The 13002-nt window shown below is 72.0% G+C and carries 11 protein-coding genes; 10 read left to right on the forward strand and 1 reads right to left on the reverse strand.

Features of this window, described 5'->3' with window-relative positions; genetic code table 11:
* Positions 1-137: 137 nt before the first annotated feature.
* From MTP13_RS04765 to MTP13_RS04810, 10 genes are all read left to right on the forward strand, one after another.
* On the forward strand, positions 138-1643 hold the full coding sequence (locus MTP13_RS04765) for an MATE family efflux transporter (protein ID WP_243569951.1): 1506 nt from the start codon (positions 138-140) through the stop codon (positions 1641-1643).
* 147 nt (positions 1644-1790) lie between these two features.
* Positions 1791-2603, forward strand: coding sequence for a GntR family transcriptional regulator (locus MTP13_RS04770; protein WP_243569952.1), 813 nt, complete (start codon positions 1791-1793; stop codon positions 2601-2603).
* A gap of 103 nt (positions 2604-2706) precedes the next feature.
* Complete coding sequence (locus MTP13_RS04775) at positions 2707-3741, forward strand: NAD(P)-dependent oxidoreductase (protein WP_243569953.1); 1035 nt, start codon at positions 2707-2709, stop codon at positions 3739-3741.
* Positions 3738-5333: an FGGY family carbohydrate kinase gene (locus MTP13_RS04780; protein ID WP_243569954.1), complete on the forward strand. Its 1596-nt coding sequence runs from the start codon at positions 3738-3740 to the stop codon at positions 5331-5333. The genes MTP13_RS04775 and MTP13_RS04780 overlap by 4 nt, the downstream gene beginning before the upstream one ends.
* On the forward strand, positions 5326-6216 hold the full coding sequence (gene lsrF / locus MTP13_RS04785) for a 3-hydroxy-5-phosphonooxypentane-2,4-dione thiolase (RefSeq protein WP_243569955.1): 891 nt from the start codon (positions 5326-5328) through the stop codon (positions 6214-6216). The genes MTP13_RS04780 and lsrF overlap by 8 nt, the downstream gene beginning before the upstream one ends.
* Complete coding sequence (locus MTP13_RS04790; RefSeq protein WP_243569956.1) at positions 6213-6602, forward strand: cupin domain-containing protein; 390 nt, start codon at positions 6213-6215, stop codon at positions 6600-6602. The genes lsrF and MTP13_RS04790 overlap by 4 nt, the downstream gene beginning before the upstream one ends.
* Positions 6603-6651: 49 nt before the next feature.
* Entirely contained in the window at positions 6652-7962 is a 1311-nt protein-coding gene (locus MTP13_RS04795; protein ID WP_243569957.1) for an ABC transporter substrate-binding protein, read from the forward strand.
* A 94-nt stretch (positions 7963-8056) separates the two neighbouring features.
* Complete coding sequence (locus MTP13_RS04800) at positions 8057-8971, forward strand: carbohydrate ABC transporter permease (RefSeq protein WP_243569958.1); 915 nt, start codon at positions 8057-8059, stop codon at positions 8969-8971.
* Between the two features lie 2 nt (positions 8972-8973).
* Positions 8974-9912 (forward strand): carbohydrate ABC transporter permease, encoded by a 939-nt coding sequence (locus tag MTP13_RS04805; RefSeq protein WP_243569959.1) that lies wholly within the window; start codon positions 8974-8976, stop codon positions 9910-9912.
* Between the two features lie 201 nt (positions 9913-10113).
* Positions 10114-12024, forward strand: a complete 1911-nt coding sequence (locus tag MTP13_RS04810) for an FAD-binding monooxygenase (RefSeq protein WP_243569960.1) — start codon at positions 10114-10116, stop codon at positions 12022-12024.
* A 64-nt stretch (positions 12025-12088) separates the two neighbouring features.
* On the opposite strand, the gene MTP13_RS04815 is transcribed toward MTP13_RS04810, so the two are convergent.
* Positions 12089-12802 carry an IclR family transcriptional regulator gene (locus tag MTP13_RS04815; RefSeq protein WP_243569961.1) on the reverse strand — a complete coding sequence of 238 codons (714 nt, stop codon included), beginning with the start codon at positions 12800-12802 and terminating at the stop codon, positions 12089-12091.
* Positions 12803-13002: the final 200 nt, after the last annotated feature.

The raw sequence follows: 13002 nt of genomic DNA on the forward strand, positions 1-13002 counted from the left end.
GCACGTCGTCGTTCGAGGCACGCAGGCATCGAATCGATTCGATAGGATGGCGCGCAGCGACGCCGCGGCCGGCTCGGCCGGTGTGCGTCGCATCCGCTCGGCCCTTCCCGTCCGCCACTCCCACCGTCGAGAGCCCCATGGCCAGAACCCTCACGACCGGCGCCCCCTGGCGCGTCATCCTGCTCTTCGCCGTCCCGCTGCTCCTCGGCAATGTCGTGCAGCAGCTGTACCAGGTCGCCGACGCGATCGTCGTCGGGCGGCACCTCGGCATCGCCTCCCTCGCGGCCGTCGGTGCGACGGGGCCGCTGCTCTTCCTGCTGCTGGGCTTCGCGTGGGGCGTGACGAGCGGCTTCGCCATCCCCACCGCCCAGGCGTACGGCGCGCGTGACGCCGAACGGGTGCGCCGCTCGGTCGCGACCGGCACGCTGCTCACCGGCGCGATGAGCGTGCTGCTCACGGCGGGCGCTCCGCTCATCGCGGGCCCGGCCCTGCAGCTGCTGCAGACACCCCCCGAGCTCTTGCCGGAGGCGACCGCGTTCACGCAGATCAGCTTCCTCGGGGCATCCGCCGTGATGTTCTTCAACTACCTCTCGGCGATCATCCGCGCCATCGGTGACTCGCGTACACCGCTCGTGTTCCTCACCCTCTCGTGCCTGCTGAACGTGGGGCTCGTCGTGCTCATGGTCGGCGTGCTCGGCTGGGGCGTCGGCGGCGCCGCGTTCGCGACGGTGGTGGCGCAGGCCGTCTCGGTCGGGCTGTGCCTCGAGTTCGTGCGCCGCCGGGTGCCGGCGCTGCACGTGCGCCGCGCGGACTGGCGCGTCTCGCGCGCCGAGGTGCTGGAGCACCTGCGCGTCGGGCTGCCGATGGGGTTCCAGGCCTCGATCATCGCGATCGGCACGCTCACCGTGCAGGTCGCGCTGAACGAGCTCGGCGCCGACGCGGTCGCCGCGTACACGACGGCGTCGCGCGTCGACTCGCTCGCCGTCGCCTTCCTCGCCTCGCTCGGCCTCGCCTCCTCGATGTACACGGCGCAGAACCTCGGCGGGCACCGGCCCGACCGGATCCGCCGTGGCGTCGTGCAGGCCACCTGGCTGGCGATCGGCACGGCCGTCGCGATCGGGGTGCCGTTCATCCTCTTCGGCGAGCAGCTCGTGCGGCTCTTCGTCGGGGAGGGGTCCGACGGCGTCGTGGCCGACGCCGCACTCATGCTCGAGGTGGACGGCTACACCTACGCCTCGTTGGCGGTGCTCTTCGTGCTGCGCGGGGCGCTGCAGGGACTCGGGCACACGATGATCCCGACCGCGACGGGCGTGATCGAGCTCGTCATGCGGGTGGGCGCCGCAATCGTGCTCGGCGCCGCGTTCGGCTTCGTCGGGGTGGTCTGGAGCAACCCGCTCGCGTGGATCGGCGCGGTCGTGCTGCTGATCCCGGCGTACGCGCGCGAGCATCGCCGGCTCGGGCGGATGCCGGTCGAACCCCGCACCGCGACGCCCACCACGCCGATCCCGGTCGTCGGGCCCGTCGACGGCTCGATGACGGTCGACGCGGTCGTGACGGGGTCGGTGCCGGTAGTGGAGCCGCCGCAGGCCGCCCGGTGGCGGCGACTTGTCCGGTCAGAGCGGACAGATCGCGCCGAGCGGTGAGCGGCGCTCCGAGGCATCCGTTCGAGAAATCGGGCTGATCTGCGATTTCAGCGAAGTGTCACAGAACGGTAACGTCGCGAACTTGTCTCTGGTCCGGTACAAGTGCGCCCGGTGAGGATTGAGGCACCCCACCGAAGAAGGCGGAACATGACCAACGCAGACGCGCTCGAGACGCTCCCGGCGCTCGACCGGAGCTCGGAGTCACCGATGTGGTTCCAGGTCCTCCGGAGCATCGAGTCCGGGATCTCGACGGGCGTGTGGTCGCACGGCAGCAAGCTGCCCAGCGAGCACGAGCTGCGGGAGCACTACCGGGTGTCGCGGACGACGATCCGGGAAGCGCTCGCGCGACTCGAGAAGTCGGGCATCATTTCCCGCCAGCAGGGCCGCGGCGCCTTCGTCGACACCACGCAGGCGCCGTCGTCCTGGACCCTGGAGAGCGCACCGAGCCTGCTCGGCCAGCTCGCCGACGGCGACCGCAGCGCCCTCACCTCGACGGTGCTGCGCTCCGGCGTCGACGTGCTGCCGCCGTGGGCCGCGGCGGTCTTCAAAGGCGACGGGCACGGCTTCGTGCTCGAACGCACCCGCGCGGTCGGCACCCTCACGGCCGTGCACGTCGTGAACTACATGCCGAAGCGCTTCGCCGCGGTCCTGCCGAGCCTGCGCGATCCGCGGGCCAGCCTCTACGTCGCGGCCGAGCAGGTGCTGGGCACCCGGATCACCCGGATGCACCGCACCATCGAAGCCCACTCGGCCGACCGGGCGCTCGCCCGATTGCTCGAGATCGAGGAGGGGCATCCGATCGTCGTCGTCGAAGCGGTCGCGTACGACCAGAACGACGAACCGATCGACTTCTCGCGGGCGTCGGTCCGCACCGACCGCATGCGCGTGACCGTCGACAGCGGTCACAACGCCGCCGGGCTCGACGCGAAATCGACCTCCGGCACCTATCCCGCGCGCTGAGCGCCACCATCCCCGACTCCCCCGACTCCCCCGAATCTCCCCCAACGTCGCGGCACCGCCGGTGCCCCCGTTCCTCGACCCCACGCACCCGCAGGAGACGTCTGTGCCCACTTCGCCCCGAATCCTCGTCATCGGTGACAGCTACATGTCGGCCGAGGTCTTCGCCGACGCGCTCGACGGCCGCGTCGACGCCGTCGAGCTCCGCACGATGACGCCGACGGATGCTCCGAGCTGGTCGCTCGACGCGCTCCACGAGTACGAGGGCGATCCCGCCGAGGTCGATGCGTTCATCGACGGGCACGAGGTGCTCGTGGTGCACGGCGCGCCCATCACCCGGCGGGTGCTCGAGCAGAACCCCTCGGTGCGGATGATCGGCTGCGCCCGCGGCGGCCCCGTGAACATCGACCTGGACGCGGCCGCCGAGCTCGGTGTCACCGTCGCCACCACCCCCGGCAAGAACGCCGAGGCGGTCGCGGACCTCACGATCGGGTTCATCATCACCGCCTTCCGCAACCTGCGGCCGGCGCTGCAGGACGTGGATGCCGCGGCCGCCGAGGGCCGGGCGATCGCCGAGTCCGCCTTCGAGGGGGCGCGCTGGTTCGGCAGCGAACTGCGGGGCGCCAGGCTCGGGCTCATCGGCCTCGGGCACGTCGCCCGCCTGGTCGCCGCCCGTGCCCGGGCGCTCGGCATGACGGTCACCGCCTACGATCCCTTCGTCGCCGACGCCGTCGAGGGAGTGACGCTCGCGCCGAGCCTCGAGGCGCTCCTCCCCGAGGTCGACGTGCTGAGCATCCACGCCCGCGCGACCGCCGACAACCGGCACCTCGTCGGCGAGACCCAGCTCGGGCTGCTGCCCGAGGGAGCGGTGCTCGTGAACACCGCCCGCGAATCGCTCGTCGACGAGGCCGCGCTGCTCGCGGCGCTCCGCAGCGGGCAGCTCCGCGCGGCAGCGATGGACGTCTGCGAACCCGACGGTCCGTGGCGCGAACTCGTCGCGCTGCCCCAGGTGCAGCTGACGCCGCACATCGGCGGGGCGACGTTCGAGACCCTCGCCCGTGGCGCGCGGATGGTCGTCGACCGGGTGGTCGAGCACCTCGAGCAGCGTGAGCCGGTCGACGCCGAGGAGCGGGCGTCGTGACCCGCGACCCGGTCGTCCTCGCCATCGACGCCGGCACCGGCTCGGCCCGCGCGCTCGCCGTCGCGCTCGACGGCGCCGTCGTCGCCCGGGCCGGACGCGAATGGAGCCACCGCGCCGTCGCCGGACACCCCGGCGGCACGGCCTTCGACACCGCCGCGAACTGGGCGCTCGTCGCCGAGGCCGTGCGCGAGGTCGTCACCGCCCTGGACGGCCGCCCGGTCGCCGCCGTCGCGGCGTCGAGCATGCGCGAGGGCTTCGTGCTCTACGACGGTCGCGGCCGCGAGCTCTGGGCGTGTCCGAACACCGATGGGCGGGCCCGCGGGCAGGCGCAGCGCCTCGTCGACGAGGGCGCCGCCGACCGGATCTTCGCCCTCGGCGGCGACTGGGTGTCGATCACCGCGCCGGCGCGCCTGCGCTGGATCGCCGAGGAGGCGCCCGAAGTGCTCGCCGAGGCACGGCACTTCGGCATGCTGAGCGACTGGGTCGTCACCCGCCTCACCGGCGAGTTCACCACCGATCCGACGTGCGGCTCTTCGAGCGCGCTGTTCGATCTGTCGGCGCGCTCCTGGTCGGCCGAGCTGGCCGGCCTCGTCGGCATCGACCCCCGCATCCTCCCGCCGGTGCTCGAGGGCGGCGAGATCGCGGGCCGGGTCACCCCCGACGCCGCGGTCGCCACCGGCCTGCCGGCGGGCACCCCCGTCGTGATCGGCGGGGCCGACACGCAGCTCGCGCTGCACGGCATCGGCGCGGTGCCGGGCGTGCCCGTCGTGGTCGGCGGCACCTTCTGGCAGACGACCGCGCTCGTCGACCGGCCCGTCATCGACCCCGAGCGTCGGCTGCGCACCCTGTGCCACGTCGAGCCGGGCAGTTGGATGGTCGAGGGCATCAGCTTCCTCTCGGGCCTGGCCATGCGGTGGCTCCGCGACGTGTTCTTCGTCGACGCGGTCGCCGCGCGCGGTCCGTCGGGCGCCTTCGACGTGATGGAGGAGCTCGCCGCCGCCGTCCCGCCGGGCTCGAACGGCCTCGTCGCGGTGCTCGCGAACGCGATGCAGACCGACGCCTGGCACCACGCGGCGCCGGCGTTCGTCGGCTTCGACATCAACGACCCCGAGCGCTTCGGCCGCGGCACCTTCGTGCGCTCCGTCGAGGAGGCGGCCGCGTGGGTCGTCCGAGCCCACCTCGCCATCCTCGACGAGCTCACGGCGGGAGCGGCCGGCCGCAGCGGCGAGCTCGTCTTCGCCGGCGGCTCGAGCGGCGGGCGGCTCTGGCCCCAGCTCATCGCCGACGCGACGGACCGCACCGTCGTCACCTCGACCGTCGCCGAGGCCACCTCATACGGCGCGGCCCGGCTCGCGGCCGCCGCGGTCGGCGCCGAGCTGCCGCCGGCCGGTGGCGGCGAACGCCGGCTCTCGCCCGAGGCATCCGCCGTCGCCGCCTCCGAGGAGGCGTACCGGCGCTGGCTCGCCGTGTACGACGCGCAGGTGCGCGCGACCGGCGCCGCCGGCATCGATCCCCTGTTCACCCCGCCGGGCGGCCTGCACTACCGGCCCGCCCGACCCACCGACCGAGAGAAGAAGGACACCAATGGCTGACCTCGACGGCAACGTCAACGCGAAGGACTTCGCCCCCACCGTCCCCGCTGCGAGCTTCGGGCACGCGATCAAGGGCGCCGCCGCCTACGACTGGGGCATGCAGCACCGCCTCGGCCGTGTGTTCGAGGGCGAGACGGGCCGCACGGTCATGCTCGCGTTCGACCACGGCTACTTCCAGGGCCCCACCTCGGGGCTCGAGCGACTCGACCTGAACATCGCGCCGCTCGCCCCCTATGCCGACGCGCTGATGGGCACGCGCGGTGCGCTGCGCACCTCGTTCCCCGCGACCACCCGCTCCGGCCTCGTGCTGCGGGCGTCCGGCGGCCCGTCGATTCTGAAGGACCTCTCCGACGAGTACCCCGCGATGGCGATGCGCGACGCGGTCCGGATCGGCGCCGACGCGGTGGCCGTGCAGGTCTTCATCGGCGGCGAGCACGAGTCGCGGAGCGTGCGCAATCTCACCGGGCTCGTCGACGAGGGCTACGAGGCGGGCATCCCGGTGCTCGGCGTGACCGCCGTCGGCAAGGAGCTGGTGCGCGACGCGCGCTACCTCGGCCTCGCGACCCGCATCATCGCGGAGCTCGGCGCGCAGATCGTGAAGACCTACTACTGCGAAGAGGGCTTCGAGGACGTCGTCGCGGGATGCCCCGTTCCGGTCATCATGGCGGGCGGCAAGAAGCTGCCCGAGCTCGACGCGCTGACCATGGCTTCGAACGCCGTCCGCGCGGGCGCGGCGGGCGTCGACATGGGCCGCAACATCTTCCAGAGCGCCGACCCCGCCGCCATGATCCAGGCCGTGCGCGCCGTCGTGCACGACGGCCTCGACCCCGCCGAGGCGCACGAGCGCTACCTCGAGCTCGCGGCAGCACGGCGGGCGGCATGAGCGGGGCGGATGTGCCCGTGCGGCCCGTCCGCCTCGCCGACGCCGAGCTCCGCTTCGGCGACTGGGGCCCCGGCTACCTGAGCCAGGCCGAGCACGCCGCCTTCGGCACGATCGTCCTGCGACCCGGCGACGAGTTCGCCAACCACCTGCATGAGCACCACGAGGAGTCGTTCCTCGTGGTCGAGGGCGAGGCCGAGCTCTGGATCGACCGCGAGGGGCCCGTCCGCCTCGCGGCCGGCGAGTTCGTCAGCTGCCCGCCGAACGTCGAGCACTTCCTGCGCAACACGGGCCGGGCGTCGTTCCGGGCCCTCTTCATCAAGGCGCCCGGCGTCGCGGCCGACAAGATCGACCGCCCCTGGCACCCGGGCGACCGCCCGAGCGACTGATCCACCCCGCTGCACCTCCCCCGAGAGAACCACGAAAGGAATCCCAGCAATGAGCAAGCAACGGAGCTTCTCGACCCGTCCCGCACGGGCCATCCGCACGGCGGCGATCGCGACCGCGCTCGCCGTGGCCGGCACGCTCGTCGGCTGCGCGGCCGACGGCGGCGACGCCGGCGACGGCGACCGCACCCTCAACGTCCTGATCGCGCAGCCCCAGGAGGGCGCGGGCAAGATCCTCGCCGAGCAGTACGAGGAGGAGACCGGCGTAAAGGTCGAGATCGAGGTCGTGCCCTACGACCAGATCCAGACCAAGGCGATCCTCGACGCGCAGTCGGGCACGAACCACTACGACGCGATCCAGTACTGGTACACCTCGGTCGGCGCCCTCGCCGAGTCAGGGGCCCTCGCCGACCTCACCGACTGGGCGTCCTCGGACGAGGAGATCGACGAGCCCGACTTCATCCAGAGCATCTTCGGGCCGTACACGCAGTTCGAAGGCAAGACGTACGGGCTGCCGATCGACGGCGACACGCACGTGCTCTTCTACAACACCGACATCCTCGAGCGGAACGGCGTCGCCGTGCCCACCACCTGGGACGAGTACGTCGCCGCCGCGAAGACGATCACCGAGGCCGAGAAGGCGAACGGCGTCTACGGCGCCGCGCTGCTCGGCTCGAAGAGCGCCTTCAACATCGGCTCGACCTTCTTCAACCGGCTCGCGACGATGTCGCCCGACCCGATCGACCCGGCGATGCCCGATCTCACGACGGACGCCGCGGTCGCGGCGGCGCAGGCGATGCTGGATGCCTCGCCCTACGCCCTGCCGAGCCCGCTCGAGATCGGCTTCGAGCAGGCGCTGCCGCAGTTCCTCGCCGGCAACGTCGGCATGATCGAGTTCTGGACCGACCTCGGCGTCTTCGCCCAGGACCCGGGGCAGTCGAAGATCGTCGACGGCTGGGGCGTCGCGCCGCTGCCGATCGGCCCCGAGGGGCACGTCTCGGGCGCGCTGAACGCGGGCTGGGCGATGGGCGTGAGCCCGAACGCCTCCGACGAGGAGCTCGCGAAGGACTTCGTGCGCTTCTCCTCCTCGAAGGCGATGAACGAGCAGCTCATCACGACGACGGGCAGCGGCGTCGACCCGATCCGCACCTCGACGCTCGAGAGCGAGAAGTACCGCGAGTTCGCGCCGCAGGTCGCCGAGGTGTCGGCGCAGGTGCTGCCCGAGGCGCAGTCGTGGCCGACGTCGCCCGCGGCGCCCGAGATGATCTCGGCGCTGAACGACAACCTCGCGCTCATGCTGCAGGGCAACCTGACCGCCGAGCAGGCCATGGCCCAGACCTGGGACGCCTGGCAGAAGCTCTGACCGGCCCGGCCGGCCGGGACTCCGTGTTCCGGTCGGCCGGCCCCGACCCATCCGCCCGGGCCAGCCCGGGTCGCTCGAGACAAGGAAGTCCCCCATGGCAACGGTGGCCCCGGAGACGGCGGCGCTGCGGAAGCCGCGCGGCCGGCGCATCGGCTGGGCGTTCCTCGCCCCCGCGTTCCTCGCGATCGCGATCGTCGCGATCTACCCGCTGATCTACACGGTCGTGGTGTCGTTCAGCGAGTCGTCGCTAGGTCGGCCGTTCGCCGAGTGGGTGGGCTTCGACAATTTCGCCAAGGTGCTGAGCGACGGGGTGACGGTGCCCTCGCTCGGCCGTTCGCTCGTCTTCGCGATCCCCTCCGCGCTGCTCGCCCTCGTGATCGGCTTCGTCATCGCGCTCTCGCTCGACGTGGCGGTGCGGTCCGGCAAGGTCGTGCGGGTCGTCTTCCTGCTGCCGCTGATGACGCCGCCGGTCATGGCCGGCGTGATCTGGAAGCTCATGTTCGCCCCGACCGGCGGGCTCTTCAACAACGTGCTGCAGCTCGTCTCGCCAGGTGCCGACCCGATCCTCTTCCTCGGCAGCTCGCCCGCCGCGATGGTCTCCATCGTCGTGGTCGACGTCTGGCAGTGGGTGCCGTTCTGCGTGCTGCTGCTCTTCGCCGCCCTGCAGACGCTGCCCGGCGAGGTCTTCGAGGCGGCGCAGGTGGACGGCGCGGGGGTGTGGCGCACCTTCCGCCACGTGACCTTCCCGCTCGTACTGCCGACCCTCGTCACGGTGCTGATGCTGAAGCTCATCGTGTCGTTCAAGGTCTTCGACCTCGTGTTCATCATGACCGGCGGCGGGCCCGGCCTCGACACCACCGTGAGCAGCTTCAACATCTACCGCACGGCGCTGCAGCAGTTCGACGTCGGAGCGGCGGCCGCGCAGACGATCGTGTTCCTCGTGCTCGTCACCATCGTGATCGTGCCGCTCTCCTCGTACCGCACCCGACTCCAGAAGGCCGGTGAGTGACCATGTCGACCACCATCGAGCGCGGTCCCGCAGGGTCCGCCGACGCCGCGACCACTCGTGCGATGACGGTGCCGGACGGGCAGCCGCCGCGTGCCCGCCGGGCCAGCTCGGCGAGTCGCATCGGACGAGCGCCCCGCGGCATCGTCGTGCTGAAGTGGGCGGTGATCGCCATCGCGATCGGGTTCACGCTGCTGCCGATCCTGTACCTCGTGACGATGTCGTTCAAGAGCCCCGACGACATCCTCTCCACCCGCATCCTGCCGTCGCGCATCGCGTGGGAGAACTGGGCCTCGGCGTTCGAGCAGGCCCCCGTGCTCGTCTACCTGCGCAACTCGCTCATCGCCGCCGCCATCGCTGCGGTCGTCGCGCTCGCCGTGGCGATCCCCGCGAACTTCGCGATGGCGCGGCTGCGCACCGGGGGATCGCGCTCGATGGCGCTCATCGTCTCGGCGTATGTGGCGCCGCCGATCGTCGCCGTCATCCCGCTGTTCATGCTCGTGCGCACTGCCGGGCTGATGGACAACGTGATCGGCCTCGGCCTCATCGAGGGCCTGATGGTGACCCCGGTGGCGGTCTGGCTGCTCGACGGCTTCTTCCGGGGCATCCCCGAGGAGATCGACGAGGCGGCCCAGATCGACGGCTGCGGGCCGGTGCGCACCCTCGTGCGCATCGTGCTGCCGCTCGTCGCGCCCGGGGTGGTCGCGGTCGCGATCATCGCGTTCATCCTCGTCTACAACGACTTCCTCATCCCGCTGATGCTCACGCAGAGCACGGCGTCGCAGACGCTGCCGGTGGGCATCGCCCTCATGCAGGGCGGTCGCGAGGTCATGTTCGGGCAGATGGCGGCGGCGTCGCTGACGGGCATGATCCCGGTGTATTTGCTGGCGCTGTTCTTGCAGCGCTGGCTCGTCGGCGGCCTCACGCAGGGCAGCATCAAGTAGGTCTCGCCGGCCCTTCTTCCCGCCGTGACGGCTCATCCTCGCCGCGCCCGCGGTTGTCCCGCGCGCGCGGCGGGCGTATGATCACTGCGCGATAACCGAATGGCACGTTCGATTATCGAACGAGAGCGGATGGCGAGACGCGAGCCGCCCTCGGGCGGGACGCCGCAGCGGCGCCCCATCACGACGAGGTGAGGAGCCCCCGTGCAGTTCCACCACAACGGATACGTCTCGGGCGACCCGCGCGTCCAGCCCGCGGCCGGCGTCGGCCTCGACCGGCCCGACGAGCTGCCCGAGGAGATGGACGTGCTCATCGTGGGATCCGGCCCGGCCGGCATGCTGCTCTCCGCGCAGCTCTCCCAGTACCCCGGCGTCGTCACGCGCATGATCGAGCGCCGCGACGGCCGCCTCGTGCTCGGCCAAGCCGACGGCATCCAGCCCCGCAGCGTCGAGACCTTCCAGGCCTTCGGCTTCGCCGAGCGGATCATCGCCGAGGCCTACAACATCGGCTACATGAACTTCTGGGGCCCCGACCCCGAGCACCCCGGGCAGATCACCCGCACCTCGCGCACCGAGGACTACGGCTACAAGATCAGCGAGTTCCCGCACCTCATCGTGAACCAGGCGCGCGTGCTCGACTACTTCGCCGAGGCCGCCGCGAACGGCCCCGGCCGCATGAAGCCCGACTACGGCATCGAGTTCCTCGGCCTCACCGTGCACCCCGACGGCTCGCCCGAGGCCGGTGACCACCCCGTCGAGGTGCGTGTGCGCTACACCGCGGGCGAGCGCGCCGGCGAGGAGCGCACGGTGCGCGCCAAGTACGTCGCCGGCTGCGACGGCGCCCGCAGCGGCGTGCGCGAGGCGATCGGGCGCAAGCACCTCGGCGGCATCTCGGCCCACGCCTGGGGCGTCATGGACGTCGTCGTCAACACCGACTTCCCCGACTGGCGCACGAAGTGCGCGATCAACTCCGCCGCCGGCAACATCCTGCACATCCCGCGCGAGGGCGGCTACCTCTGCCGCATGTACATCGACCTCGGCGAGGTCTCGGCCGATGACAACCACGAGGTGCGCAAGACGCCGATCGAGACGATCATCGCCAAGGCGAACGACATCCTGCAGCCGTACTCGATCGACGTGCGCGAGGTCGCCTGGTTCAGCGTCTACGAGGTCGGCCACCGGGTCACCGACCACTTCGACGACCGCGGGGAGGGGGCGGATGCCTCGCCGCGCGTGTTCCTCACCGGCGACGCCTGCCACACGCACAGCGCGAAGGCTGGCCAGGGCATGAACGTCTCGATGCAGGACGGCTTCAACCTCGGCTGGAAGCTCGGCTCCGTCGTCGCCGGCCTCGCCCCGACCGAGCTGCTCGCGACGTACTCGGCCGAGCGCCAGCCCGTCGCCCAGCAGCTCATCGACTTCGACCGCGAGTGGTCCTCGCTCATGGCGCGCAAGCCGGAGGAGATCTCCGACCCGCAGGAGCTCGCGAACTACTACCTCGGCACGGCGGAGTTCCCCTCGGGCTTCATGACCGAGTACGGCCCCTCCGCGATCGTCGGCGAGGCGACCCACCAGGAACTCGCGACCGGGTTCCCGATCGGCAAGCGCTTCAAGTCGTCCGAGGTGTCGATGGTCTGCGACGGCAACGTCGTGCACCTCGGCCACCACGCCAAGGCCGACGGCCGCTGGCGCATCTACGCCTTCGCCGACGCGCCCGCCGCCGGCGAGGCATCCGCGCTCGCGTCGTGGGCCGAGTGGCTGTCGGGCTCGGCCGAGTCCCCGCTCACGCGGTTCACGCCCGAGGGCGCCGACGTCGACGCCGTGTTCGATGTGAAGGCGATCTACCAGCAGCCGCACGAGGGCGTCGACATCATGGCGGTGCCGGAGGTGTTCCGCCCGAAGACGGGGCCGCTCGGCCTGATGGACTGGGAGAAGGTCTTCGCCGCCGCCCCGAGCGCCTGGTGCAAGACGGACATCTTCGAGGAGCGCGGCATCTCGCGCGACGGCGCGGTCGTCGTCGTGCGCCCCGACCAGTACGTCGCGCACGTGCTGCCGCTCACCGCGACCGCCGAGCTCGCGGCCTTCTTCGACGGCGCGCTGCGGCCGCAGCGGTAGCTCCCTGAGCGTGTCGAGGGGACCAGGACGGGTGCCCCTCGACGGGCTCAGGGAACCAGGCGCCTCACACCCCGGAGGCGCGCTGCAGCCGGGCGACCGCCTCCTGCAGCCGCTCGGCGAGCTCGGCCTCCGGCCGCGGGAACGAGACGTGGATGACCGCGATCGACGCCGGCGGCTGGCCGGGCAGGCCGAGCGGAACAGCGACCGAGCGCAGCGAGGGCACGACCTCGTCGTGGCTCACCGTGTACCCGCGCTGGCGGCTCTCGATGACCTCGGCGCGCAGCTCCTCGGGCACGTCGGCCGGCCAGCTGCGCTCGGGCAGGCCGAGCAGGATCGCCTTGCCTGGCCCGCCGCGGGTGATCGGATGCCGATGCCCCGGCCGGTACGACACCGCCGCCGTGCGCCTCGGCGAGGCGCTGACGAGCGTGACCGCCTCGTCGCCGTCGAGCAGCACCGCGAGCAAGCAGGTCATGCCGAGATCCTCGGCCACGTCGGCGAGTTCGGGCAGCGCGAGCTGCTGCAGATCGCGCTGCACCCCGGCGGCGAGGGCCGCGAGGCCGGCGCCGAGCAGCAGCCGCCCGGCCGCGTCGCGGGTGACGAGCCCGTGGTCCTCGAGCGTGCGCAGCAGTCGATACGCGACCGAGCGGTGCACGCCGAGCGCGGCGGCGACCTCGTCGATGGTCAGCGGACGCTCGGCGTCCGCCAGCACCTCGAGCACGCGGATGCCTCGGCTCAGCGTCTGCGATCCGGCGGCGCTCGCCGGGGCATCCTTGGCCACCTGGACCGCCTCTCCCGGCGGCGTCCGCCGCGCGTTCTCGTCCGATACTAGAACGCCGTGACCGGAGTGCGGACGGCGCCGTGCGCACCGCCCGCTGAAGTTCCGCCCCGGGAAAGAACCGGGAATCCTTCATCTTCGACGCGCGAAGAATCGCGGCATCCTCAGCTCGGCACCCCATACGCTGGCCGCAGTCACCACGA

The sequence above is a fragment of the Agromyces soli genome, from assembly GCF_022811605.1.
GTDB classification, from domain to species: domain Bacteria; phylum Actinomycetota; class Actinomycetes; order Actinomycetales; family Microbacteriaceae; genus Agromyces; species Agromyces soli.